General features: G+C 68.8%; 22 protein-coding genes and 1 pseudogene. 9 read left to right on the forward strand and 14 right to left on the reverse strand.

Annotated elements, in window-relative coordinates; all coding sequences use genetic code 11:
* The 3 genes from pcaC (at nucleotide 1) to ABIH81_RS19735 (ending at nucleotide 1,723) form a co-directional block, all read left to right on the forward strand.
* Entirely contained in the window at nucleotides 1-381 is a 381-nt protein-coding gene (gene pcaC, locus ABIH81_RS19725) for a 4-carboxymuconolactone decarboxylase (RefSeq protein WP_349876374.1), read from the forward strand.
* Complete coding sequence (locus ABIH81_RS19730) at nucleotides 378-1,166, forward strand: IclR family transcriptional regulator (protein WP_349876375.1); 789 nt, start codon at nucleotides 378-380, stop codon at nucleotides 1,164-1,166. The genes pcaC and ABIH81_RS19730 overlap by 4 nt, the downstream gene beginning before the upstream one ends.
* A gap of 158 nt (nucleotides 1,167-1,324) precedes the next feature.
* Complete coding sequence (locus tag ABIH81_RS19735; protein ID WP_349876376.1) at nucleotides 1,325-1,723, forward strand: hypothetical protein; 399 nt, start codon at nucleotides 1,325-1,327, stop codon at nucleotides 1,721-1,723.
* Here the strand turns inward: ABIH81_RS19735 and ABIH81_RS19740 are convergent.
* Entirely contained in the window at nucleotides 1,641-2,012 is a 372-nt protein-coding gene (locus ABIH81_RS19740; RefSeq protein WP_349881161.1) for a hypothetical protein, read from the reverse strand. The two genes, ABIH81_RS19735 and ABIH81_RS19740, sit on opposite strands and share 83 nt — an antisense overlap.
* 137 nt (nucleotides 2,013-2,149) lie before the next feature.
* Nucleotides 2,150-2,473, reverse strand: a complete 324-nt coding sequence (locus tag ABIH81_RS19745) for a helix-turn-helix domain-containing protein (protein WP_349876377.1) — start codon at nucleotides 2,471-2,473, stop codon at nucleotides 2,150-2,152.
* A 407-nt stretch (nucleotides 2,474-2,880) separates the two neighbouring features.
* Between ABIH81_RS19745 and ABIH81_RS19750 the strand changes: the two genes are divergently transcribed.
* The 3 genes from ABIH81_RS19750 to ABIH81_RS19760 all read left to right on the forward strand — a co-directional run bounded on the left by ABIH81_RS19750 (nucleotide 2,881) and on the right by ABIH81_RS19760 (nucleotide 6,039).
* Nucleotides 2,881-4,188 carry a glycine betaine/L-proline ABC transporter ATP-binding protein gene (locus tag ABIH81_RS19750; protein WP_349876378.1) on the forward strand — a complete coding sequence of 436 codons (1,308 nt, stop codon included), beginning with the start codon at nucleotides 2,881-2,883 and terminating at the stop codon, nucleotides 4,186-4,188.
* On the forward strand, nucleotides 4,185-5,078 hold the full coding sequence (locus ABIH81_RS19755) for an ABC transporter permease subunit (protein ID WP_349876379.1): 894 nt from the start codon (nucleotides 4,185-4,187) through the stop codon (nucleotides 5,076-5,078). Before ABIH81_RS19750 ends, ABIH81_RS19755 begins: the two co-directional genes overlap by 4 nt.
* Before the next feature lie 79 nt (nucleotides 5,079-5,157).
* Nucleotides 5,158-6,039 carry a glycine betaine ABC transporter substrate-binding protein gene (locus tag ABIH81_RS19760; protein WP_349876380.1) on the forward strand — a complete coding sequence of 294 codons (882 nt, stop codon included), beginning with the start codon at nucleotides 5,158-5,160 and terminating at the stop codon, nucleotides 6,037-6,039.
* A 417-nt stretch (nucleotides 6,040-6,456) separates the two neighbouring features.
* Here ABIH81_RS19760 and ABIH81_RS19765 read toward each other — a convergent pair whose 3' ends face one another.
* Both ABIH81_RS19765 and ABIH81_RS19770 read right to left on the reverse strand, forming a co-directional pair.
* Nucleotides 6,457-6,987 carry a cytochrome c oxidase assembly protein gene (locus ABIH81_RS19765; RefSeq protein WP_349876381.1) on the reverse strand — a complete coding sequence of 177 codons (531 nt, stop codon included), beginning with the start codon at nucleotides 6,985-6,987 and terminating at the stop codon, nucleotides 6,457-6,459.
* Nucleotides 6,987-7,538 (reverse strand): CopD family protein, encoded by a 552-nt coding sequence (locus ABIH81_RS19770; protein ID WP_349876382.1) that lies wholly within the window; start codon nucleotides 7,536-7,538, stop codon nucleotides 6,987-6,989. The genes ABIH81_RS19765 and ABIH81_RS19770 overlap by 1 nt, the downstream gene beginning before the upstream one ends.
* A gap of 829 nt (nucleotides 7,539-8,367) precedes the next feature.
* Between ABIH81_RS19770 and ABIH81_RS19775 the strand changes: the two genes are divergently transcribed.
* A complete protein-coding gene (locus ABIH81_RS19775) occupies nucleotides 8,368-9,387 on the forward strand; it encodes a LysR family transcriptional regulator (protein ID WP_349876383.1) in 1,020 nt (339 codons plus the stop codon).
* Nucleotides 9,388-9,434: 47 nt separating this feature from the next.
* On the opposite strand, the pseudogene ABIH81_RS19780 reads toward ABIH81_RS19775, so the two are convergent.
* The 5 genes and pseudogenes from ABIH81_RS19780 to ABIH81_RS19800 all read right to left on the reverse strand — a co-directional run.
* Nucleotides 9,435-10,025: pseudogene (locus tag ABIH81_RS19780) on the reverse strand (serine hydrolase); the annotation flags it as partial.
* 38 nt (nucleotides 10,026-10,063) lie between these two features.
* On the reverse strand, nucleotides 10,064-11,686 hold the full coding sequence (locus ABIH81_RS19785) for a D-aminoacylase (protein ID WP_349876384.1): 1,623 nt from the start codon (nucleotides 11,684-11,686) through the stop codon (nucleotides 10,064-10,066).
* Entirely contained in the window at nucleotides 11,686-12,450 is a 765-nt protein-coding gene (locus ABIH81_RS19790) for an amino acid ABC transporter ATP-binding protein (protein WP_349876385.1), read from the reverse strand. Before ABIH81_RS19790 ends, ABIH81_RS19785 begins: the two co-directional genes overlap by 1 nt.
* A complete protein-coding gene (locus ABIH81_RS19795) occupies nucleotides 12,447-13,391 on the reverse strand; it encodes an amino acid ABC transporter permease (RefSeq protein ID WP_349876386.1) in 945 nt (314 codons plus the stop codon). The genes ABIH81_RS19790 and ABIH81_RS19795 overlap by 4 nt, the downstream gene beginning before the upstream one ends.
* A gap of 20 nt (nucleotides 13,392-13,411) precedes the next feature.
* Nucleotides 13,412-14,296, reverse strand: a complete 885-nt coding sequence (locus ABIH81_RS19800; RefSeq protein WP_349876387.1) for an ABC transporter substrate-binding protein — start codon at nucleotides 14,294-14,296, stop codon at nucleotides 13,412-13,414.
* Nucleotides 14,297-15,787: 1,491 nt separating this feature from the next.
* Here ABIH81_RS19800 and ABIH81_RS19805 point away from each other — a divergent pair.
* Nucleotides 15,788-16,843 carry a lytic polysaccharide monooxygenase gene (locus ABIH81_RS19805; RefSeq protein WP_349876388.1) on the forward strand — a complete coding sequence of 352 codons (1,056 nt, stop codon included), beginning with the start codon at nucleotides 15,788-15,790 and terminating at the stop codon, nucleotides 16,841-16,843.
* Nucleotides 16,844-17,099: 256 nt separating this feature from the next.
* The gene (locus ABIH81_RS19810) at nucleotides 17,100-17,684 is read left to right on the forward strand and encodes a hypothetical protein (protein ID WP_349876389.1); all 585 of its coding nucleotides are present in this window, start codon (nucleotides 17,100-17,102) and stop codon (nucleotides 17,682-17,684) included.
* A gap of 341 nt (nucleotides 17,685-18,025) precedes the next feature.
* Here the strand turns inward: ABIH81_RS19810 and ABIH81_RS19815 are convergent, their stop codons facing one another.
* The 5 genes from ABIH81_RS19815 to ABIH81_RS19835 form a co-directional block, all read right to left on the reverse strand.
* Nucleotides 18,026-19,423: an IS1380 family transposase gene (locus tag ABIH81_RS19815; protein ID WP_047894859.1), complete on the reverse strand. Its 1,398-nt coding sequence runs from the start codon at nucleotides 19,421-19,423 to the stop codon at nucleotides 18,026-18,028.
* 103 nt (nucleotides 19,424-19,526) lie between these two features.
* Complete coding sequence (locus ABIH81_RS19820; RefSeq protein ID WP_349881162.1) at nucleotides 19,527-20,672, reverse strand: MFS transporter; 1,146 nt, start codon at nucleotides 20,670-20,672, stop codon at nucleotides 19,527-19,529.
* 5 nt (nucleotides 20,673-20,677) lie between these two features.
* Complete coding sequence (locus tag ABIH81_RS19825; RefSeq protein ID WP_349876390.1) at nucleotides 20,678-22,018, reverse strand: DegT/DnrJ/EryC1/StrS family aminotransferase; 1,341 nt, start codon at nucleotides 22,016-22,018, stop codon at nucleotides 20,678-20,680.
* Entirely contained in the window at nucleotides 22,015-23,100 is a 1,086-nt protein-coding gene (locus ABIH81_RS19830) for a Gfo/Idh/MocA family oxidoreductase (RefSeq protein WP_349876391.1), read from the reverse strand. Before ABIH81_RS19830 ends, ABIH81_RS19825 begins: the two co-directional genes overlap by 4 nt.
* A gap of 72 nt (nucleotides 23,101-23,172) precedes the next feature.
* A complete protein-coding gene (locus tag ABIH81_RS19835; protein WP_349876392.1) occupies nucleotides 23,173-24,522 on the reverse strand; it encodes a DegT/DnrJ/EryC1/StrS family aminotransferase in 1,350 nt (449 codons plus the stop codon).
* Between the last annotated feature and the right edge of the window lie 451 nt (nucleotides 24,523-24,973).

Below are 24,973 nucleotides of genomic sequence, written 5' to 3' on the forward strand. Positions count from 1 at the left end.
ATGGACGACCGCGAGCGGCACGACGCCGGGATGACCGTACGCCGGCAGGTGCTGGGCGACGCTCACGTCGACCGGGCGGTCGCCGGCATCGACGAGTTCACCGCCGACTTCCAGGACTTCATCACCCGGTACGCCTGGGGCGAGATCTGGACCCGACCCGGCCTCGACCGGCGGACCCGCAGCTGCATCACCCTCGCGATCCTCGCCACCCTGCACCACGACGAGGAGCTGGCCATGCACGTGCGCGCCGCGCTGCGTAACGGGTTGACCCCGGAGGAGGTCGGTGAGGTTCTGCTCCACGTCGGCGTCTACGCTGGCGTTCCAGCGGCGAACCGGGCGTTCAAGGTGGCGCAACAGACCCTGCGGCAGGAGGCCGGATGACCGAGGAGGCGGCGCGGAGCCCCGAATTCGTCCAGTCCCTGGAACGTGGGCTCGCGGTCATCCGGGCCTTCGACGCCGAGCATCCCCAGCTAACCCTCAGCGAGGTGGCCCGGGCGACCGGGCTGACTCGCGCGGCCGCGCGCCGCTTCCTGCTCACCCTGGTCGAGTTGGGCTACATGCGTACCGACGGGCGGCTCTTCTCGTTGCGACCGCGCATCCTCGAACTCGGCTACGCGTACCTGTCGAGCCTGAGCCTGCCCGAGGTCGCCATGCCGCACATGGAGGCACTCGTCGCACAGGTCCACGAGTCCTGCTCGATGTCGGTGCTGGACGGTGACGAGGTGGTGTACGTCGCGCGGGTGCCGACCAAGCGCATCATGACCGTCGGGATCAGCGTCGGCACCCGCTTCCCCGCGTACGCCACCTCGATGGGGCGGGTGCTGCTCGCCGGGCAGCCGGCCGAGTGGCTGGACGACTACCTCGCCAAGGCCGACCTGAAGCCGCTGACCCGGCGCACCACCACCGACCCGGCCAAGCTGCGGGCGGTGCTGACGAAGATCGCCGCCCAGGGGTACGCGATCGTCGACCAGGAGCTGGAGGAGGGGCTGCGTTCGCTCGCCGCCCCGATCCACGGCGAGAACGGCTCGGTCATCGCGGCGGTGAACGTGTCCGCCCACGCCAGCCGCGGCTCGTCGGAGGTGATCCGCAGGGAGCTGCTGCCGCCGCTGCTGGAGACTGCCAAGCGGATCGAGGAGGACCTGCGCGGCGGCCAGAACCGCCCGTAAGCGATCCGCCCGATCCGGCGCCCCGGTCCCGCACCTGCGCGTACCGTGATGTCCTACCCACAGTGATGCCCGGTGAGGTCCGTCGAGATGCCGGTCCAGACCCGCGGCCGGTGGAACGGCCGTCCAGCCTGGTGCCACCGGACGTCGACCTCGCTGGCGTGACCGAGCTCCGACTGCACGGGGTCGGCGGCACCACGCCGGAAAACCTGCTCGCCGACGTGGCGCCCCAGCTCGTCTCCGGCAACCGGGTCGCGGGTTTCTACCGGACGGCGGACATGAAGGGCCGGCACGTCGAGGCGTACTCCTGGGGCGGGCTGACCTCACGCAGCGCGAGCCGGGTCCTGTGGCTGCTCCTGCTGCCGTTCGCCCTGGTCAATCTCGCCGGCTGGATGTGCACCCCGGCCGCCTGGCGGCGCCCCTGGCGGTTCCTCCTGCACCGGGCGGTGGTCCGCTGGGCGGGGCTGGGCCTGACCGTCAACCTGCTCCTGCTCCTGCTCGTGGCCATGACCTCGATGGACGTCGTGGCGTTCCGGTGCGGGGCCCGGCCAGTCGTATGAGGGTGAAGGCGCGGTCCAGCAACGCTGCTCGGTCGGCGGTGCCGCCGGAACGCAGCCACTCATGCGAGACGGTGTCCAGGGCAGCGGTGGCCGCGTTCGTCAGCAGGTCCGCGGTGAACGCGTCGAGTCCCGCGTCGGGTCGGTCGCGCAGCGCGTCGCTGACCTGCTGCCGCCAGTGCGCGCGCTTTTCGTGCAGGCGTGCGCGCAGTGACGTTGTCGACTCGATCAGACGGAGGCTCGCCAGCGCCTGCTCGGACGCGTGAATCTGCTGCTGCCACCGGCGCAGCACCTGGTGCAGCGAGCGCCACGGGTCCTCGTCGCCCGGACGGGCGCGGATGTCGTCGACGACCTGCTCGCCGGTGACCTCGACACCGCCGAAGACCGCGTCCTCCTTGGCCGGGAAGTAGCGAAAGAAGCTCCGCTTGGTCAGCCCAGCCGCTTGGCAATCTCGTCGACGGTGGTCTGGTCGACGCCCCGTTCGGCGAACAGCCGCAGCGCCACGTCGGCGAGCTCGCCCGGCGCGGCCGTGCTCGACGGCGCGCAGCCGGACCATGGCCAGCTGGTGGCGGGCCTCGGCCGCACTGCCAGTGTCGCCTGCCGCTGGACGTTGCCGGCTGCTTTCGCGCCTTCTCGCTGCCTCACCTCGCCCACCAGACCGTCGCAGCCGACTGCCACTCGTCGCTCGGTCTGACGAACGCCGGCCAGCCCGAAACCCGTACACCGCTCGATTGGTGTCAGCGGCGAACACACTCGCGGGAAACGGCGAAGCTGCGGTGGAATATGACGAACGCATGACAGTTCTCTATCACTCCCGACAAATTCAGCTACGAGCTACGGGAATCGACCGCCTGCCCATCTGGGGCGGCGAGGAGGACGACAAAAGGTGCAGGTGGGAGGCAACCTCCCGGGCTGGTAGCTCAAACAACATGTCGTCGCTGCGTACGGTCGACCGAATTCGACATGCAGAGACCGCGAGTTTTTGTGGGTAGTTCCACATTCCCCGCGGTCCGGGCTGGACCCACGGAAGTGAAGTCGGTAGGTTTCCGGCCCGGCCCTCATGGCCCGACTGTTGTGACCGATGTTGATACTGACCGACGGGACGCGAAGATGGCCACCGATGGCGCGATCCGCCAGAGGTTTTCATCGGAGAGGGGATCGTGTCTGCACTCGCAGTGAAGTCGCTCTACAAAATATTCGGTAACCGAGCCGACGAGGCGATGAGGCGTCTCGCGGACGGCGCGCCCCGCGCGGAGGCCCTCGACGGGCTGCCGGCCACGGCCGCCGTGATCGACGCGAACTTCGAGGTGCGCCCCGGCGAGATCTTCGTCGTGATGGGCCTGTCCGGCTCCGGCAAGTCCACCCTCATCCGGATGCTCAACGGCCTGCTCCAACCCACGAAGGGCAGCGTGCGGGTCGACGGGGTCGAAGTGACCACGCTCAAGCCCGCCGCGCTGCGCAAGCTGCGCCGCGAAAAGATCAGCATGGTCTTCCAGCACTTCGCGCTGATGCCGCACCGGACGGTGCTGGAGAACGCCGGGTACGCGCTGGAGGTCGCCGGCCGCCCCAAGGCCGAACGGCATGAGCGCGCCATGGACGCACTGCGGATGGTGGACCTGACGGAATGGGCGGACAAACTCCCCCACCACCTGTCCGGCGGCATGCGGCAACGGGTCGGGCTGGCCCGCGCGCTCGCGGCCGGTACGGACATCCTGCTCATGGACGAGGCGTTCTCGGCTCTCGATCCGCTCATCCGCCGGGAGATCCAGGACCAGCTCCTGGAACTCCAGGCCGAGCTGGGCAAGACCATCATCTTCATCACCCACGACCTGAACGAGGCGATGCGCCTCGGCGACCGGATCGCGGTGATGCGGGACGGCCGGATCGTGCAGATCGGCACCGCCGAGGAGATCCTCACCGACCCCGCCAACGACTACGTCGCGCAGTTCGTCGCGGACGTCGACCGCACCCGCATCCTCACCGCCTCGTCGGTCATGGAGAAGGCGCAAACCGTGCTCGACGTCAATGTCGGCCCCCGGGTGGCCGCCCGCGCGCTCCGGGAGAACCAGACCTCCGTGGTCTACGTGACCGGTCCGAGGAAACAGTTCCTCGGCACGGTCACCGAGGACGAGGTCCTGCGGGCATTCCGCGAGGGCCGACGAAGCCTGGAAGGGTACGTCTCGACCGAACAGGTCCGGACGGTCACCGAGGACACCGCCGTGGCCGATCTCTTCGCCGAGTGCGCGGAGAGCGTCCATCCGGTAGCCGTACTGGACGCAACGGGCCGGCTGTCCGGCGTCATCCCGCGGATCACGCTGCTCGCCGCCCTGGCCAGCACGGCCCCCGACGGCACACCGACGGACGACGCCGAGCCCGGGGTGGACGACGCCATGAACAGCGGGCCAGCCGACGCGGCAACGCAGACCGATCTCGACCTGATCAGCAGCAAGAAGGGAGAACCGGTATGAGCCTGCTGCAGTCTCCGCTCGACTCCTGGCTGCCCCGGGTGCCGCTCGGCACGTGGACCGAGTCCGCCGTCGACTGGGCCACCGCCACCCTCGACCCGGCCTTCGACGCGATCGCCACCGTGGTCGACGCCCTCGTGCGCCCGCTCAACGACCTGCTCACCGGCGTACCGGCGGTGGCGGTCGTGGCGGTCCTCGCCGCGCTCGGCTGGTGGCTACGCGGCTGGAAATTCGCTCTCGGCGCCGCCGTGGGCCTCGGTCTAGTGGCCGGGATGCCGTACTGGGAGGAGACCATGAGTACCCTCGCGCAGGTGCTCGTGGCCAGCACGCTCGCCCTGCTGCTGGCGATCCCGCTGGGCGTCTTCGTCGCGGAGAACAAGCGCGCCTCCGCGGTCGCCCGGCCGGTGCTGGACCTCATGCAGACCATGCCGGCGTTCGTCTACCTCATCCCGGCGATCTTCTTCTTCGGCATCGGCACGGTGCCGGGCGTGCTGGCCACGCTGGTGTTCAGCATGCCGCCCGGCGTACGCCTCACCGAACTGGGCCTGCGCCAGGTCGACAAGGAGATCGTGCAGGCCGCCGAGGCGTTCGGCGCACCGCCGTGGATGGTGCTGCTGCGCACCAAGCTGCCGCTGGCCCTACCAACCATCATGACCGGGGTGAACCAGGTGATCATGCTGGCCCTGTCCATGGTGGTGATCGCCGGCATGGTCGGCGCCGGCGGCCTCGGCGACGTCATCATGTTCGCGCTCTCCCAGGTCGAGGTAGGCAGCGGCTTCGAGGGCGGGATCGCCGTCGTGGTCCTCGCCGTGGTGCTCGACCGGCTCACCGATTCCGTGGGCGACCGGTTCCCCTCCGCGCGGGCACAGCGCCTCGCGCGGGAAGCCGCCTGACTGTCGCCCTCCGCGCCGGCACCCCAGTTCCCGCGTAGGCGGGTCCGCCGGCCTGTTCCACAACCGGAAGGACAACCCTGTGTTCACGACCATGAAGCGCGTCCTCGCGCTCGCCGTGACCGCCGCCCTGGCGTTGACCGGTGCGGCCTGCACCGGCGACTCGGACGGCTCCGGCAACGGCAAGAAGATCACCATCGGCTACATGGCATGGGACGAGGCGATCGCAGCATCCCACCTGTGGCAGCACATCCTGGAGGAGAAGGGCTACCAGGTCCAGCTCAAGAACCTGGAAGCCGGCCTCGTCTACGGTGGCCTGGCCAACGGCGACATCGACCTGTTCCTGGACGGCTGGCTGCCCCAGACCCACGCCTCCTACCTGGAGAAGTACGGCGACAAGCTCGAAAAGCTCGGCGTCTGGCACGACGACGCCAGCCTGAGCATCGCAGTGCCGAAGTACGTCGAGGGCGTCGACTCACTCGACGACCTGGCCGCGAAGGCCGACACCTTCGGTGGGCAGATGATCGGCATCGAGCCGGGCGCCGGTCTCACCAAGGTCACCCAGGAGAAGGTGCTCCCCAGCTACGGCCTGGACGGCGCCATGAAGCTGAAGACTTCGTCCACCCCGGCCATGCTCGCCGCGCTCGACGGCGCGATCGCCGACAAGAAGCCGATCGTGGTCACCCTCTGGCACCCGCACTGGGCCTACGCCAAGTACGAGCTGAAGGACCTCGCCGACCCGAAGGGCACCCTCGGCCAGGCCGAGCAGATCAACACCTTCGCCCGCAAGGGCTTCGGCAAGGACTTCCCTGAGGCCACCGAGATGCTGAAGAAGTTCAAGATGGACGGCCAGCAACTCGGGTCCCTGGAGGACCTGATGTTCAACACCCACAAGGGTGACGAGGAGAAGGCCGTCGAGGAGTGGCTCAAGGCCAACCCCGACTACCTGAAGGCGCTCGCCTGAGTGACCCGGTGAACGGGGCCCCGCCGGCATCCGGCGGGGCCCCGCTGACATCCCGCATGCCGCCACCAGCCACAGACTCCAGAGCCGACTGGCCACGGCCGCGGTCACGACCAGGGTGAGCACGACAGCGGCCATTTGCCAGTCTGCGTCGGCCCACCACACCAGTCTTCGTGCGAGGTCACGGGAGCTCACCAGCCTGATGGCTTCGGACGCTACGGGTCGGACTCGGCGCGGTCGTCGTACCCGCCTTGATCGCGGCCGCGGCCGGCTGGGGCTTGCTCGCGTTGTTCGCGGTGCACCCGGCCGCCCGCGCGATGTGGCTGGTGGTGGCGCTGTCGCTCACGGCGGCGTCGCCGAGGTGGAGGTCGCTGGAGCGACCGACGAGAACGGACGCAGCGACGAGATCATGGCCTTCGGTCAGATCGTCTGTACGCTGACCAGCCGCGCCGACGTGCACGCTGTCTCCCTCCGCTGGCACGGCCGGGCGTTGGAGGTTCCGCGTGCGAACGAATCGTTGACCACGGCGCACTCACCGCCAGCGATTACCGGCCGCTGATGCCCACCGATCGGGCTGGCCCGCGTGGGTAACCGCGACGGTGACCGGCCTCGTCCGTCGTGCCGGGCCGATGACGCGAGGAAGGCGTTGTAGCGGGCGAGGTCGTCGTCCTCGCCGGTGGCCTCGGCGCGGTCGGCGGCCCGGTCGATGCGGCGTTGTTCCCGCTGGTCGGCGTCGATCCATTGGCGGACGAGGAGGATCATGACGACGGCGGCGGGGATTTCGCCGAAGGCCCAGGCGATGCCGGCGCCGAGCTTCTGGTCGTTTAGGAGGGAGGACGCCCAGCTGGGGTGGACGCTGGTGTACCAGTCGGGGGCGATGACGGTGGTGGTCTGCATGAGGGCCAGGCCGAAGAAGCCGTGGGCCATCATGGCGGCCAGGTGGATGAGCATCAGGAGGGGGTGGGGGAGCCGGGGCCGGCCGGGGTCGATGCCGATGCCACCAGTTGCCCGGCGGCCAGCCGGGTGAACGCCCCGTGCCGGCCGGCGCGGAGCTGGGGGAGGGTGCGCCGCCGGTGTGCCGCGCCGAACACGCCGAGGATCAGCAGCGCGGCGAGTTTGCCGAGGATGAGCCAGCCGTAGCGGGACTGCCACAGTGGTGCCGGCGAGCCGAGCCGCACGGCGGCGTTGGCCGTGCCGCTGGCCATGACGGCGGCGAAGCAGCCCAGGGCGAGGCGGCTGTACCGGCCGGCAACGTCGGCGAGCACCGTGGCGCGACGGATCATCAACAGCGCGGCCAACCCGCCCACCCACAGCGCGGCGCCCACGACGTGCAGGGTGAGACTGCTGACCGCGATCTGGTGGTTGCCCGCACCGGCGGCGTGCCCGGTGAACGCCGGCGGCACCACCGCCACGGTGGCGAGCGCGGCGGCCGTGGCGGCACTGGTCCGCGACACGCCGGCGCGGGCCAGGATCGCCGCTACCGCGGCGAGGCCGGCCTGCACCAGCTGCGCAGGCTTGAAGGTCCTGAACTGCGGCGCTGCGGTCGGGCCGTTCGACGTGACCTCCCCCGGAGAAAGCCGAAGTGGTCAGGCGTCGCTGCTCCCGCCTTTGTTGGCGCCTGCTGTCCTGCCGGGCTCGCTGGCCCGAGTCTGGGCGGTCGTGGCGCATCGACGATGGGCATCGAGCTTGTCGCGTAGTCGTCCGTGCGGATTCCGCTGGCTGAGACCCGAATCCCAACGGCAAAGCTGTGGGCAGGTCTTCCTGCTCAGTGACCTCTTCCGCGGCCCCGAAGTGGTCGAACTTCGGCAGTGGATGGGCCTCCGGTCATGGCTGCTGCGGTGCGCCCAGCCCGGAGTGCAGGAGCAGAAGGCAACGCTCTTGCTCACCGGAAAGATCATCGACGTCTGCGCAGAGGGCCCTGCCACTGACGTGGTGACCGGTTGCGCTGGGCAAACGTGGCCGGTCACCTCCCGCCGCAAGTTCGGAGTGTGACGTCAGGCGCCGATACAGCGGTCTCGGTTGTCCGCTCTGACAGCAGCTGAAGAGGGCTGTCGAGCCCGCAGGCCAGTACCAGGTCCAGCCGGGCTCTGACGACGACTTCCGGCTGCGCTGAACGCCGCGCCGATCCATTGGCTGATCGATTCGCGGAACAGCCCGCTGGCGCCGGGCCAGCCCCTCGGCTCCGGTGATCGTGCGTATTCTCAACAGGCCGCCGGGGACCATGACCCGGCCGCCTCCGATCTCAGTGCCTCGCCCCGGGAGCTGCGACGGGGTGGTCCGGCGGCGGTGGGGCCGCTCGCGCCCCTGGGAGCAGGGGAAGGCGGTCCACGTATGTTCAACACGGCGCGCCTGCAGGTCGTGCTGGAGATCGCCCGGCACGGGACCATCGTCGCCGCGGCCGAGCAGCTCCGGCTCAGCCCGTCCGCGGTCTCCCACCAGCTCGCGACCCTGGAGCAGGAAGCCGGCGTGGCACTGGTGGACCGGGGGCCACGCAGCCTGCGGCTCACGGTGGCGGGCCAGCGCCTGGCCGACTACGCCCAGCAGATCGCGGATCTGATGGCGGCCGCCCGCGACGAGCTCTCCGCCCATGGGGAAGGCCGGCGGGGTCTGCTGCGGATCGGCTTCTTCGCCACCGCCGGCGCGGAGTTGCTGCCGCGCGCCCTGTCGAGTTTCACCACCGAGCATCCCCAGGTCGAGTTGGCCCTGATCCTGGGGCAGCCACCCGAGCTGCTCCCCCGCCTCAACCAGGGTGAACTGGACCTCGTGGTGGTGTTCAACCATCCGTTGAGCCCCATCCGGGAGGCGCCCTTCGCGACGGTGTCCCCGCTGATGGCGGACCCGCAACTGGTGGTGCTGCCGGCACACCACCCGCTCGCAGGGCGGCGGCGGCTGCGGCTCACCGACCTGGCCGACGAGCCGTGGATCACCACGCTCGGCGTGCAAGGGGAGGTGTCGGTGCTGGAACTGGCGGCGCGCGCGGAGGGGTTCCAGCCCCGGGTCCGCTGCCGCAGCGACCACTACGAGGTGGTGCTGGGCCTGGTCCGGGCCGGCGTCGGCGTCGCCTTGGTGCCGTCGTTGGGCCTGCGGAACCCCGGCGGAGTGGCGGTCCGGCCACTCACTCACGCCAACCTGCACCGTGAGATCGGGGTGGCCCTGCGTCCCGGCAACCCGAATCCGGTCGTCGGCAGCTTCGTCGACCGGCTGACCGACGCCGCGGCGAGGCTCAGTCAGGAGTTGGCCGAACGGTGGTCGCCCGCGCCGGTGAGCCGGTCGACCGCCTTGCCCCATCGCCGAAGCTCCGCCACCGCGGCCCGCTCCGCCCCGGGACCGAACGCCGCGACCACGGCGTAGACGACGGTGTGCGGGCCGACGACGATGCCGACGTCGGCGCGTACACCGGTGTCGGTGCCGGTCTTGTTCGCCACCCGGACTCCGCCGGTCGACCACGGGTCATGCCGGATGGTGTCGGCGACGAGCGTGCGATCGGTGTTGCGGTCGAGCCACCCGCGCAGCAGCTCCGACGCCCGCCGGCTCTGCCAGGTTCCGGTCGCCACGTCGGTGAGGAAGGTGCAGAGGTCGTGCGGGGTGCCGGTCGCGAAGGTCGGCGGTACGTCCGGGCCGCGTGTGCGCCGGATCCGGTCATGCACGGTGGTGGCGCGCAGGCCGCTCGTGCGGGCCAGTTGCTGAACGGCCTCCAGTGTCACCAACCGGAGCAGCGCGTTCGTGGCGGCGTTGTCGCTGACCCCGGCCACTGCGGCGGTGAGGTCGGCGACGGTCCACCGGCGCGGCGAGAGCAGGTTGAGCAGACCGGTTCCGCCGAGTGCCCGGTCGTCGTCGAGCAGGTCGACCGGCTGGTCAGGAGCGAGGGTCCCGGCGGCGATGCGGCGGGCGACCTCGCCGAGCAGCAGCACCTTGCCGACGCTGGCCAGCGGTAGGACCAGGTCCGGGTCGAGCGAGAGAGTGCGCCCGTCGTCGAGTCGCCGCACCATCGCCCCGATCCGCACGTGGGCAGCCGGGCCGCCGCTGGTCACGGCTGCCCCCGCGGGGGGCGCCCACCGTCTGGTACGGCCAGCACCCGCCCTGGTCGGGCGTCGGTGACCCGGTCGCCGTCGACGACGACATGGCCGTCGACCACCACGCAGCGGATCCCGCGTGGCGGAGCCAGCGGGTCGTCGTAGGTCGCGCCGTCGGCGGCTTCTGCGGGGTCGAGGATCACCAGGTCTGCCGCGCACCCGTCGGCGATCAGGCCCCGATCGTGCAGGCCGAAGCGCCGGGCGGGCATCCCGGTCATCTTGTGCACGGCCTCGGTCAGGCTCAGCAGGCCCACGTCGCGGACGTAGTGACCGAGCACCCGGGCGAAGCTGCCCGCCCATCGGGGGTGCGGCCGGCCCGGCTTGGGCACGCCGTCGGAGCAGATCATCGCCAGCGGGCTGGCAAGCACCCGGCGGACGTCGTCCTCCCGCATCGAGTGGCTGAGGATGGTTACGTTGCCTGTCTCCGCGGCGAGCAGGTCGCAGACGTAGTCGATGGGGTCGACCCCGCGGGTGGCGGCGAGGTCGGCGATGCTGTGCCCCTCGACATCGGGGCTGGTGGGGGCGGACGCGACCCGGATCAGGTCCCAGCCGCCGTTGCCGACGGTGTTCTCCCAGCCCGGCAGGCCGGCGGACAGGTCGGCGCGGATGCGGTCGCGGACGTTCGCCTCGGCGAGGGCGGCGAGCATCGCAGGCACGCCGTCGGCGATGACCCAGGGCGGGAGCATGGCGTGTAGCGCCGTGCTGCCGGCGGTGTACGGGTAGACGTCGCAGAGGACGTCCAGTCCATCGGCCCGCGCCCGTTCGAGTCGGGCCAGGGTGCGGACCGTGGCGCCCCAGGAGCGCCGGCCGGCCGTCTTGTGGTGCGAGACCTGCAGCGCGGCGCCGGCCGAGGTGGCGATGTCGATCGCCTCCTCCAGCGCCGACTCCACCTGCGACATCTCGTCGCGCAGGTGCGTCACGTAGGGCTTTCCGTGCGCCGCGGCCACCCGGGCGAGCGCGATGACCTCGTCGGTGCTCGCATTCACCCCCGGCGAGTAGATCAGGCCGGTGGACAGCCCGGCCGCGCCGGCGGCGAGCGCCTCGTCGAGCAGGTCGCACATCCGCTGGACCTCGTCGGGTCTGGCGCGCCGCTGCGCGAAGCCGACGACGGCGGCGCGGAGCGTGCCGTGGCCCACCAGGGCGGCGAGGTGGTTGCGCCGGCCCACGCCCTGCGCGGCGGCGAACTCCGCGAAGGATGGGTACGTCGCGGCGGGCGGGCCGAACGTCGCGGCGACCAGGTCTCGCACCGTCTCTGCGCGCAAGGTCGGCACCGGAAAGGGACTGATCCCGCAGTTGCCGCAGATCTCGGTGGTGACGCCCTGCCGCAGCGGCGCGAGCCGCAGGATCTCCCGCTGCTCGTCGTCGCCGGCGAGCAGGTCGGAGTGGGTGTGCACGTCGATGAAGCCCGGGGTGACGACCAGGCCGCCGGCGTCCACCACCTCGGCGGCTGGGCTGCTGCTGCCGGGTGGCAGCAGCAGCAACCGGCCGTCGCGCACCCCCACGTCGACGGTACGGGCGGGCGAGCCGGCGCCGTCGATGACGTTCCCGCCGGTGATCAGCAGGTCCAGCTGGGCCATCAGAGGACCTTGGACAGGAACGCGCGGGTCCGGTCGTGCCGTGGCGCGGCAAGGATCTCCCGCGGCGGGCCCTGTTCGATGATGAGGCCGTCGTCCATGAAGACGAGGTGGTCGCCGACCTCGCGGGCGAACCCCATCTCGTGGGTCACGACGACCATCGTCATGCCGCTGGCCGCGAGATCTTTCATCACCTCCAGCACCTCGCCGACCAGTTCGGGGTCGAGCGCCGAGGTCGGCTCGTCGAAGAGCATCAGCTTCGGCGACATCGCCAGGGACCGCGCGATGGCCACCCGCTGCTGTTGCCCGCCGGAGAGTTGCGCCGGGTAGTGGTGTGCCCGGTCGGCGAGCCCGACCCGGTCGAGCAGGCCACCGGCGTGCCTGCGGGCGTCGGCCGTCCTGACGCCCTTCACGGCGACCAGGCCCTCCATCACGTTCTCCAGCGCGGTGCGATGCGGGAAGAGGTGGAACCGCTGGAACACCATGCCGATCGACTCGCGCTGCCGGCGCAGCCGGGCGTCCGGCAACGGTCGCAGCCGCCCGCTGCGCTCCTCGTATCCGATCAGTTCGCCGTCGACGTAGACCCGACCCGCCTGGGGCTCCTCGAGATGGTTGAGGCAGCGCAGCAGGGTGGACTTGCCGGAGCCGGAGGGGCCGACCACGCAGACCACCTGGCCGCGCTCGATGACCAGGTCGATGCCGCGCAGCACCTCGATGCGGCCGAAGCTCTTGCGCAACTGCCGGCACTGCACCATCGGGGCGGTCATCGTGCGCTCCCGGTGAGCCGAAGGTTGCGGCCGATCCGTCCGCGCAGCGTGCCCGGGACGGTGGTGCCGAAGCCGCGGCTGAACCGGCGTTCCAGGTAGTACTGGCCGATGCTGGCGACGGTGGTGAGGACCAGGTACCAGATGGACGCGACGATGAGCAGGGCGATCACCTCGAAGTTGGTCAGATAGAGCCGCTGGGCGACGGTGAGCAGGTCGGCGCCGGCGATCACCGAGACCAGCGAGGTGGTCTTGAGCATCGAGATGAACTGGTTGCCGGTGGGCGGGACGATGATCCGCATCGCCTGGGGCAGCACCACCCTCGTCATGATCTTCGGACGGGACATGCCCAGCGCCGCCGCGGCCTCCTGCTGGCCGGGATCGACGGCCCGCAGTCCGGCCCGGACGATCTCGCTCATGTAGGCGCCCTCGTTGATGCTGAGCCCGAGCAGCGCCGCGACGAAGCCGGTGACAAGGGTGTTTGTCTCCCAGGTCACCAGCTTCGGGCCGCCGAACGGCACGCCGAGGCCGATCTCCGGGAAGATCAGCGCGATGTTGAACCAGAAGATCAGCTGCACCAGCAGTGGGGTACCGCGGAAGAACCAGACGTAGGCCATCGCGCCGGTGCGCAGGATCCGGCTGTTGGAGACCTGCATCAGTGCCACGACCACGCCGAGCACCACGCCGATCAGCATCGACGCGACGGTGAGCTGAATGGTGACCCAGAGCCCTTCCAGGATGACTCGGTCGAACTGGTAGGCAACGACGATGTCCCAGTGCAGGTTGGGGTTGACGGCGATGGTCCAGCCCAGCCAGACCAGGACCAGGGTGGTCAGGCCGGCGGCCAGCCACCGCCCCGGCCGTAGGGGGTGGCTGATCCGGTTCGGCGGTGTGTCGGGCTCGTCCGGCGCTGGGCCCGCAGCGGCGGTTTCCTGCTCCTTCACCGTAGGGTCCACCGACGCGCTCACTTCTGGTTGTTGACGGTGGCCGCCTGGATGGCGCTGCCCGTCACACCCCACTTCTCCAGGATCTTGGTGTACTCACCGCTGTCGATGAGCTCCTGGAGTGCCCGCTGCACCGCGTCGCGCAACTGGCTGTCCTTCTTGTCGATCGCGATGCCCCACGGGCCGGCATCGTACTGCGCCTCCAGCACCTCGTACTTGCCGCTCTCCTTGGCGAGCATCTTGGCCACCGGGTAGTCGACGATGGTGGCAACGGCCCGCCCGGCGTCGATCTGCAGCAGGCCGGTCGGGGCGTCCTCGCTCTGCGAGATCGTCATCTTCTTCGCGCACTTGGCGTTCTGCCCCTCGCCGATGGCGAGGTTGGAGCTGCCCTTGGCGAGCACGACAGCCCGGCCGCAAAGGTCGGCCAGGTCCTTGACGCCGGCGGGATTGCCCTTGGCCACCATGATCGCGCCACCGGCCTGGAAGTAGTCGACGAAGTCGACGGCCTTGCGTCGCTCCTCGGTGTCGCTCATCGAGGACATCGCCAGGTCCCAGCGGTCGGCCTGCAGACCGGGAATGAGACCAGGGAAGCTGGCGTTGGTCATCTCCAGCTTCAGGCCGAGCCGCCCGGCGATCGCAGCGGCAAGCTCCGGGTCGACGCCGATCAGATCCTGTGTGCCCTCCTTGTACATCTCCATCGGCGGGTAGCCCTCGGCGGTGGCCACCCGCAGGACGCCCTTCTCCTTGAGGGCGGCGGGCACCAGGTCGGCCGCCTTGGCGTCGGCGGCGACGGAGGCCGCGCCGGGCTGCGGTGTCTGCCCGCTCGTCGACCGGCCACAACCGGTTGCCGCGATCGACAGGGTGACCAGACCGATGACGACGTGGAGCGCACGCTTCCTGAGCACGGTAAACCTCCTGGGCTGGGCGACTGGCGGGACCCTATCCGGGATCAGCAAGCATGAACAGCCTGAACGCTCTGCATGGTAAGCATCGGTTAGTTCGATGCTCAGCGTGGGGCACGCTCAGTGAAGGCAGCTTCCACCCACCAGACACGCCGCGGACCGATGCCCGCCGCCGAGACACCAGCCGCTGCGCACCCTCGACAGGGACGGGTACCTCACCGTGGGCCGGCCGACCAAGCCGCGGCTCCGCACCCGTGGCGCCTTCAGCGGCCGACACGCGCGGCCCAGCCCCAGACCCTGACGGCTGGACGGGCCGGCGAGCCATCTTTCAAACGGGCGGGTGCAGGCCTCGTGGTATGTGCAGAGCAAGCGGCGCTCACCACTCCGCAGCACTTGGTGTAGGCCCGCCCCCTCGATGACGTCCCGAAACAGATGCCGCTCGGGCGGGCTCTCCGATAGAACCGCCTCGCCGACCACGTGGTTGATGTTGCGACGCACGCGGTACTGCTCAGTGCGCGCCGCGAGCCGACCCGACCGCCACAGGCGCAGCCGTGGTACTCGATGCGCCTTGCCAGATCCAGGACCGCCCGCTCGGCGTAGCACGGGGCGCGAGTGGATGCGTGGCGCGCGGCCAGAACGTGCCCACGTCCCACGCGGGACGTCGACGCGGAGGACGAGGCTGGCCGGGGTGGACTCGACCCGGGTGGCGCGGCGGTCGTCGGGTCGGGGACGCGGCGTACGTAGCCGGCCCGTTCGAGGCGCTGCACGGTGCGGGTCATGCTTGGCCGAGTCGGTGTCGAACTCGTCGGCGAGGTCGGTCCGACGCAGCGGCCCTGAATCCCACAGTCGCATCATCAGCAGTTCCTGGCCGGGGTGGAGCGCGACCTCGCGGAGCAGTTGGCCGGCGAGCATTCTGGGTGGACATCCGCGTCGATTACGGCCACGGTACATCCGGCCCGGTCTGCTGGCGTGGAGCCCCGGGTGGGTCGCACTGTTCCTAGGCGACTGGCTGGCGCGCGACCCAACCAGGGAAGATCGATGAGGTCGGCGCCGGCTGCTCACCGCCTGCCACTGCCGGCTTGTCGTCCTGGGCCCGCCGACTCCAGTCGCCGGAACGATCCTGCATCGGCGTGCGGCGCTGATCTGCCATGGCGGAGCTGGTAGAGATCCCCGCGTCCTGTCGCCCCGGCCGCCGCCGGCCGTCCGCACTCGTACTCACCTCGCCTCGGCGACCACGACGCGCGGTCTGGCCTCGCGGTGGTCATCGCGGTCGGGATCGCCATGCCCGCCGTGCCCGTGGGTGAGCGTGCCGGTACATCGGTATCGATTTACATTGACAGCCGTCTTTACTAACATCGTGGCTGGGAGTCGCCAAGCGCTGCTGGGCAGCAGTGCCGTCCACCTTTCGGACGGCTTGAATCGATCGGCGTCACCTTCTCCGGGGTGGGCACCCAGCGAGGGCCACTGGGCGCCGGCGCATCCACTGGAGCATCGATGAAAATTTCACGGACAGCACGCCGTCTGGGACTGGGCGCGGTCGCAGTTCTCCTCGCCTCGTTCACGATGGTCGTCGTCAACCAGGCCGGTCCGGCCTCGGCGCACGGATCGGTCACCAACCCGCCGTCACGCAACTACGGATGTTGGGAGCGCTGGGGTTCCGACCACCTCAACCCCACGATGGCCCAGACCGACCCGATGTGCTGGCAAGCGTGGCAGGCCAACCCGAACACCATGTGGAACTGGAACGGCCTGTACCGCGAGAACGTCGGCGGCAACCACCAGGCCGCCGTGCCGGACGGACAGCTGTGCAGCGGCGGTCGCACCCAGGGCGGCCTGTACGCCTCGCTCGACGCGGTCGGCGCGTGGACCGCGAAGCCGATGCCGAACAACTTCACCCTGACACTGACCGACGGCGCTCGGCACGGCGCCGACTACATGTTGATCTACATCACCAAGCAGGGCTTCGACCCGACCACCCAGCCCCTCACCTGGAACAGCCTCGACCTGGTACTCCGCACCGGCAGCTACCCGACCACCGGGCTCTACGAGGCGCAGGTGAACGCGGGCAACCGCACCGGGCGGCACGTCGTCTACACCATCTGGCAGGCGTCCCACCTCGACCAGCCGTACTACCTCTGCAGTGACGTGATCTTCGGTGGCGGCGGCAACCCGCCGCCGACGACCCCGCCGCCCACCACCACGCCGCCGCCGACGACCCCGCCGCCCACCACGCCGCCGCCGGCCGGAAACGGTGCCTGCACCGCCACCTTCCGCAAGACCAGCGAGTGGTCCGGTGGATTCGGCGCCGAGGTCACCGTCCGGGCCGGCAACGCCGCCATCTCCGGATGGACGGTGGCATGGACCTGGCCCAACGGCCAGAGCATCACCAACTCCTGGAACGCGACAGTCACCTCGAGCGGTTCGTCGGTCACCGCGTCGAACGCCAGTTACAACGGATCCCTGAGCGCCAACGCCACCACCAGCTTCGGCTTCAACGCCTCCTGGAACGGCACCAACTCCACACCAAACCTCACCTGCACCGCTCGGTAACAGCATCTGCGTTGGGGTGGCGCGGCACGCGCCACCCCAACGTCGGTAAGGCCCCGCGCCGGGGGTGACAGTGCGGTGGCAACCCCGCTGAGAGCGGCCAGCACCGGGCATTGCGGTGCCGGCAGTGCGTCGGCCGCAGCCGCCGCTCCACAGCGTTCACCGCGCGGCCACCTTCACGACGGACCCGACCTCCGGGCAGAGGTCCGTCCGCTGCCCTCCGCCACCATCAGGAACCGCGACGAGGTGAAGAACGATCATGATTTCCCGGGTAGGCGTCAGCGGCTGGTACCGAAGCGCCTTCGTGTGGATCGAGGTGTGCCTGCTGGCCGCGTCGATCGGGGTGGCCGCCGTGGTCACCTTGACCACCCCGAGGACGGACCCGGCGGATCTCCACCGGCAGATCCTGACCAAGATGCGTGTGACCCTCGAGCAGGCGGACCCGGCACATCACCATCACGCCGGGCACACCGCCGCACAGGTACCAGCCGGAGAGCAGGCCGCACCGGCGGTCATCTGCGGAGTCCATGTCTACGGCCACGAGCCCACCGGGGCCACCACACTGGCCGACGTCCAGACGATCTACGGCTTCCACCTCTGCGGCGTCGCCGAACAGAAGCGCCATTGGGACGGAGCGGTCAAACTCGTCGGCCCGGTGATCATGGACATGACCACCCAACCTCCCGGCATCGAGGTGGTCGAGGCGACCGCCGACGTCAGGTTCGTCGATCGACTACGGGAGATGTTCCCCGACAAGTACGAGGAGCTGGCACTCAGGGAAGCGCTGCCCGCATCGGAGATGGCCGACCTGCGGCGCCGATACGACGCCGCCGCCGGCCTCTGACCACGCCGAGCGGCCGACACCCGCTGCCCTGCCATCCGCACCGTCCATCCCGGCTGAGCACGCCCGATCAGCATTCAACGGGCCGAGACCGCGCGTAGTGCGGGGCGCCGTGTGCCCTGGGGGCGGCGAGCCAAGGGTATGGATGAGGGCCGGATGGCTCGGCGCCTGCAGTGATCGACCGGGCCGCGGCCTAACCTCGGTCTTTCACTAACTGTTGATCAAGGCCGCGTGGCGGGTTGTTGATCTTGATCAGTCGGTCGATCGACGTCAGGGCGTGGTGGTAGCCCGACGCGGGGTCGGGTTCCTCCAGAAGCTGTCCGTCGGGATCGGGATCGTGGTGTTCAGGTGACCGGCTGTGGCAGTGCCGCGAGGCGGGTGAACGCGGTGACCAGTTGCTCGGCCCAGGGCCAGCCTTCGGCGACGCGTAGCTTCGTGCGTCGTGCCGAGCGGGTGATCCGCGCCGGGACGTGCAGCAGTCGGTACCGCAGCTTCTTGGGTTCGGCTGTGGCGAGGTCGCCGTCGAGTAGCAGATGCTGGGTCCAGGCGAGCAGGTCGATACCGGTGAGGGCGAGTTCCAGCCAGGCGGCGTTGATCGCGAAGACCCGTGAGGGGAAGCGGCCGAAGCCGGTGTCCTTGCCGGTGCGGATGCGGTCTTCCACGCGGGCGTGGGCGCGGTGTCGGGCCTCCAGGAACTGGATGCTGCCGCGGCCTGGCGGGGTGTCGGTGGCCGTGACCTGGTGGCGGAACCCTTCGATGGTGTCGAACAGCGACAGTTGCGCGCCGGGGTGGGGGCGTTCGCGGCGCACGATGAACCGGGTGCCTTCGGGGTAGCCGTCGTCGGGTACCAGACCCGTGATCTCGCAGACTTGCGCCCCGTCACGCGGCTCGCCGTCGGCGTCGATGGCGGGGATCCAGCCGGTAGCGGCTCGGATCGCGTCGCGGATCGGTTCGGTGATGGCCACACCCACGGAGAAGAAGGTGTTGATGCCGTGCTCGCGCAGGCTGCGAATGTGGGCCAGGAATCCTTGGGTGCAGCCGGCCGAGTCGCAGCGGATGAGGATCTCGGTGCCGTAGCGGTGGGCGTCCGGGATCTGTTCCAACGCCGAGTTCAGGACGGTGATGTGGTCGGCGGTGGTGTTCGACCCGGCCCGACCCTCGCGCAGCAGCCCCGACAGCGCCTCACGGGTGTTGTCCAGGAAGCAGAACAGCGGGTGATAGCCGAAGGTCTTCTTCCAGGTACGGGTGGCCGATTCCTTCTCCGAGTGGCAGATCACGATCGAGGCGTCCAGGTCCAGGACGAGACCGGGGACCGGCTGGCCAGCGGCGGTCGCGGCCGGTATGCCGTCGCGGGTCTCGCCCATCTGCGCCCAGGCGACCTCCCGTGCCCGTGCGCGAGCCATCCGCAGCGACACCAACGCTTCGCTGTCCAACCCGGACAACACCCGCCACGCGGTGGCATCCGAGGCCACCGCGCCGAACAGACCGCTCTGGTCCCGCAGCACCGCCAGGTCACCGATCGCCTCACCGCCATCGGCGATCGTCACCGCCAGATCCACCGCGACCCGCCCCGGATCGTGACCGCCCCGCCGCTGCCGTAACCCCGACAGGGCTTCGCTGAACGCCCCGGTCAACCCCGCCGCGTCAGCGACGTCAGTCAACAGACGAGCACCAGCGTGGCCGACCACGCCACGTCCGTCGCCGCTGACGATGATCTTCGGGCGTGTTCCGGTAGCCTTCACCTGACAGGTGCCTTCCGTCCGGGATAGATGAGACCCTCAGCAAGTCCTATCTTCCCAGGCCGGAAGGCATCTTCCTTTCAAGATCCACTATATGGACCCGCCCTTAATGAAGGGCTGAGGCTAATGACGGCTTTTTCCGCGCATTCGGCGCCAGTACCAGCACGACGACGCCCAGGAGAATGGTCACCAGTCCCAGCGCCACCTGGATGCCGGTGACAGCGGCCAACCCGCCCACAGCCGGCCGCATCAGGGCCATCCCGATATAGCTGGCACCGATCACCCGTGCCTGGTTCTTGACCGAGCCAAGCCCCGCCGCGCTCAGCGCGAGAGGGTGGGCGGGCTGTAGGCCGGCCCCGGCGAGGGCAAGCCCAGCCGTCACGACCACTATCGAGCTCGACAGGGTCGCGGCGGCCATTCCGAGAATGCCTACAGTGGCCGTGACTCGGAGGACAACGGTCGGACCGAATCGGTCGGCCAGTGGACCACAGATGATCAGAATGGCGGTCGCTCCCGCGACAAATGCGAAGTTGCCGATTCCGTACAGCGTCGGTGCCGCCCCCAGTTCCCGGTATAACAGGCTGGCCCAGTCCAGCACCGCCAGCTGCATTCCCAGGCCGGCTGCCGCCAGCAGGCACAAGGCGACGACCGGGATTTTCTGGCTCCGCTCTGGCAGCTCGGCGGGGCGCGGCTCCGAGGCGGGCAGGAACCGCCACACTGCGATGACGATGAAACACCCGGCTACTCCGACTGCGATGGCGTATTGGGCGATCCCGGTTCGTCCGGCTGTCGCCGCGCCCGCGCCGGCTCCGAGCAGCGAGCCCAACGCGGCCGGGATGTCGAGGAATGTGATCAGCGTGCGTCCGGTCTTCTTCTCGACGTCGGTCGCCGACCGGGCCATCCCCAGGTCCAGAAACGAATTGACCGCCCCGGTCGCCAGGAAGGCGGCGAAGAGCATGGTCCACGAACCCGCGAGACCGATCAGGGGCGTCAGGATGCAGAACGACAAAGCTCCCAAGCGGGCGACTGCACGCGCACCATATCGGTCGGCGAGTCGGGGCGCCAGGGTGAGGATGACGGCGGTGAGACCGATCGCCTGACCCAGAAGGACGAGGCCGAGGCCGTCGGGGGAGAGTCCGAGCGAGGACACGATCTCCGCGTACCGCGGGGCGAGTGCGGCCGAGAGGAACGTGTTGACGAAATAGAGCCCGGACAGAGCGACCATCGGTAACAGTGCGGGACGCCGTGTCATGATCTTCACCGGTGGTGGTGCCTCCTGACGATCGGATTCTTGTGCCGCTTTTCTCCGGCACCGGGTATGCGCTTGCTGATTCCGGCGAGTTCGCCAGCGTGGTCCTTGACCCGCTCGAGGATCTCGGCCATCCAGGTCGCGAAGTCCGGGTGGCGCATGAACTTGTTGTGGATGAAGATGGCGCGCTCGTACACCCGCGTTGAACCCGAGTAGGTGAGGCCGGTGCCGGCGACGATGTCTTGCCATGCCGGGTCCCGGTGGGTCGGTACGAAGCCGGCTTCGGCCCAGATGCCCTCCGCCGTCAGCGCGACCCGGAGGTCGTCCGGTGTCAGGCCAAGTTCGCTCTCCAGCGCGTCGGTGCATTCCATGTGCAGGCTGAAGAACGGGGGGTACTCGGCGTCGGTGGGTGGCACCCGCAACACCGGCGTGGAGAACAGACCCGGGTCTTGTACCAGGTTGGTGACGAGCCGCCGGCTTTCCCGGACTTGCAATCGGCTGTGCATGGCCCGGAGCCACTGAACCAGCATCAGTACGGCCGGCTGCTCCCCCATTCGCTGGTTGCCGGCGGGGATCGGACCGAAGTCCGCGTAGGGGATCGGGTCGAACCGTCCGGGCCCGTTGCCGCAGTCGGTGTCCGCTCGGACGAGCGCGGCTACGTGCGGATCGGACGATACGACCAGTCCACCCTCGCAGGAAGGCGTCGCCTTGCCCTCGCCGTGCGCGGAGATCGAGGCTGTCAAGGCGCGCCGGCCGTCGTAGCGGGCGGCACCGCCGAGCGCGTTGTCATGGTGGACGAGCACACCGTGTCGCTCACCAAGTTCCACGATTTGCTCGATGGCACCAAAGTTCCCGTACATAGTGGCGGGTACCACCGCCAGTACGCGGTCGGCGTGCCGGCTCAGGTAGTCGGCGACCACGTCGCTGTCCATGGTGGCGTCGCTGCGAGCGTCGATCGGGACTAGTTCGGGTGCGCGCCCGAGTTCGGAGGCGACGCCCAGCCGGACCCCGTGGTGGGCGGAGGCATGGGTCAGGTCGGCGACGAGCACCTGGTCGCGGCCTTGGGCCCAGTCACGGCCACGAGCGCGGAGCTGGGATCGGACGCCGCTTGCGATGGCCAGGGTGCCGTTGGGCTGCCCGATTCCGTACCGATAGCCGGTGGTGTCGGCGACCACCTGCTCCAGGATCGCGCGCCACTTGGCCGGGATATGCCCGAACCCTACCCACTGTCCGCTCTCCGTGACCTCGGTGAGGGCGGCGGTTTCGATCGCGCCGGACAGGGGCCAACCGGGTTCGCTGTCGGGGTTGACGATGGGATTGCCTCCCAGCACGGCGGGCGTTTCACTCATGCGCTGACTCCTGTCGTCGGGGTCTTCAGGTGGGAACGGTCGCTTGCTTCGTCGTGTCCTTTCAAGGACACCGGGTCGCCGGTCCGTGCCGACCAGGCGGCGAGATCGAGGACCCGCTGCACGGTGACGGCTTGGGCCGCGGTGATAACGGGAGATTGAACTCCCAATACGACGTCACGGAAGTTGGCAAGCTGGTCGTAGACCGCCTCGCGAACCAGTCTCGGTCCGCGTTGGATGACGGCGGAGCTCGACGCTCTTCCGTCCGATCGGTGGAATGCCGGTAACAGCCCCGGCGAGAGGGCCGTTTGCGTCGTCGGCACGGGGAGGACGAGCGTCCCGTGTGATCCCTGAATCTCGACCGATACGTGCTCGTCTTCGGTCATGTCCGTCGAGTACGCCACCTCCACCGTGGCAGTGCACCCGTTGTTCAATTGCAAGAGCACGAATGCACTGTCGTTCGGGTGCTGCGGATACGACGTGTCGGTGCTGCAATCAGCGAGCCCTACCTCGCGGTAGAGCTCCTGTGCTCGATGGTTCCACGCGGCCGCGTGGACGAGTTCAGGCTCGGGGCAGCCCACCAAGTACCAGGCGAGGTCGATCATGTGTACGCCGAGGTCAGTCAGGGCGCCGCCCGAACTCTCTCGGTAACCGGTCGGACTCCACTTCGGAAAGCCGAAGCGTCGTAGCCACTTCGCCGTAATCTTGTACGGCTTTCCGACGTCGTTCACGAGATCCACAATGTTTCGAAAGGCATGACGGTAAAGCAGGCCGTAGGTGAGAACCAAACCTTGCTCTTCGGCCATTTCGCGCATCTTGTTGGCCTCTTCGGCGTTCACAGCCGGCGGCTTTTCGCAAAGCACGTGCGTGTCGGCGCCCAGTGCCTGCAGGGTGAGCGGGGAGTGCGAGGACGGCCAAGTGCAGATGCTGACGATATCGACCAATTCCAGAAGTTCGGGGAGCGTGGTCCGCCTGATGTCAAAGTCCTCACAGAACCGGTCGGCGTTGCGATCGTCGTAGTCATGAGCCGCGACGAGATCGACACCCGCCAGGGCCTGGTACGCGGCCGCGTGGTTGCGGCCCATTTGACCACACCCGATAATTCCAGCCTTAAGATTCTTCACGCCTCTTGGCACTCCCTCTTAAGAGGTGACAGCTCACCGGTTATTCAAACGGATCGGGCTAGCGTTGCCTTTTCCGCGCTTGCGCACTTTTGTGACGGCGGCGGTGTAGGCGTTGGCGAAGTCAGGCCGCAGGGCGGCCGCGTGCTCAATGACGAGGACGGTGTTGTGCAGTTCGGACGCCGTCGGGCAGGCGTACTTGGCCGGGTCGAGTTCGTTGGCACAGTGGGTGTTTGCTGCCAAGGGGTGGTTCATGGGCTGGTAGAGAGATGAATCGGTCAGTGGCTCGTACACTCGCGCTATCTGGACGTCCAACTCGGCTGAGAGGGCGGCGGCGATCTCGTCCAACGCCATGCCACCCCATTCCTCGGGCGGATAACGAGCTGCCCATTTGTACGTGGGTGAAACCGTGTTCGACTGGGTCGGAAACGGCTGCACCCCGGGCAGGTCGACCGCCACTTCGTTCAGCCGGGCCCATTGTGCGGTGCGTGCCGCCTGCTGGGTCTCGAAAGCGGCGAGCTGAGCGCGAGCGAAAGCGGCGGACAAGCCGGGGAGTCGGTCGTTACCAGAGGGGATGCGGATCGCCTCGCCGCAGGGTCTGCCGCAGTTCGCTAGCGAGGCGATTTGCTCGGCGAGCAGTCGATCACGTGTGGTCAACAATCCACCCTCGCCGCAGGTCAGCGTTTTGCTCGCTTGCAGGCTGAACGTACCGGCATGCCCTGTGGTGCCGGCCGGTCTACCGTGGTAAGCGGCTCCGTGCGCGTGCGCGCAATCCTCGATAAGGGCGATCTGATGCTCTTCGGCGATAGCGGCCAGCGCGTCCAGATCGGCCATCCGGTTGTAAAGATGGACGGCGATAATCGCGAATGTGCGACCGTCGACGAGATTGCGGACCGACGCAGGGTCCAAACACAGGGTCCTTTCGTCCACGTCGGCCAGGCGCGGCACGAATCCCTGATCGAGCGGTGCGGTGGCGGTTGCAGCCCAGGTCAGCGCGGGGACGATGATGTTGTCGCCCGGACGGGGTCGGCGTAGCCCGAGTCTCTCCGCGTGTGCGGCGATGGCGGTCAACGTCAACGAGATGGCTCTTGTGCCGTTGCTGACCGGCATGCTGTAGAAGCCACCTTTACCCCTACCGTGGACGTGGGTAAATTCATGCGAAAGCGCGGCTTGCTCAGCACCGAGCGCATTTCCGTGCCAGTTTGTCTGCGGGGCCGCGCAGGGTGCACTGAGCGCACCGGACGACGGCTGAAAATCGGCCAACCGCAGATGAAGGTCGACTCGCGCACGATCCATGTCGGTAATGACCGGTGTCCGTGATCCCGACTTCGTGCCTATAATTGGAATTCCCCCGAGCGTGGGCGGAATAGCACCAGACTCTTCCATCAACTCTCCCCGAAGCGTGCGTGCTCGTGGCGCGTTGCAGCAACCGCATAGCCTCCCAATGCGGCCGGTAAAACCATCGAAATAATAGGCGGAATGGCAGTGTGAATCGGTCGAAGCATCTACCAGAAGGCATTTTCTTCACGATGCCGCGCGCCGGATAAGGCGCAAAGACTGCGCTACGACCGATGTGACTGAGAGCCGCGGTGTGCGACTAATGTTTGCCAAGCGGCAGGGTGCATGAAGTCGCGAAGTGCCGCGAGCAACCAGCTGCGCGACAGATCTCGCGGAAGGCGATTACCCGGCGCGGCTCGATTGAATGACCATGCGCATCTCCCCGTGTTCTTTGTTGAAACCCACCGTAACAACGACATCACGGTGCGGCAACCGGCCAGCAAATGAAGCCTCGACGGCTATGAATCACTCAGCGGAAAAGAAGTTGGGATCGCGCTGT

The sequence above is a fragment of the Micromonospora sp. HUAS YX12 genome (genome assembly GCF_040215685.1).
GTDB lineage: Bacteria > Actinomycetota > Actinomycetes > Mycobacteriales > Micromonosporaceae > Micromonospora > Micromonospora tulbaghiae.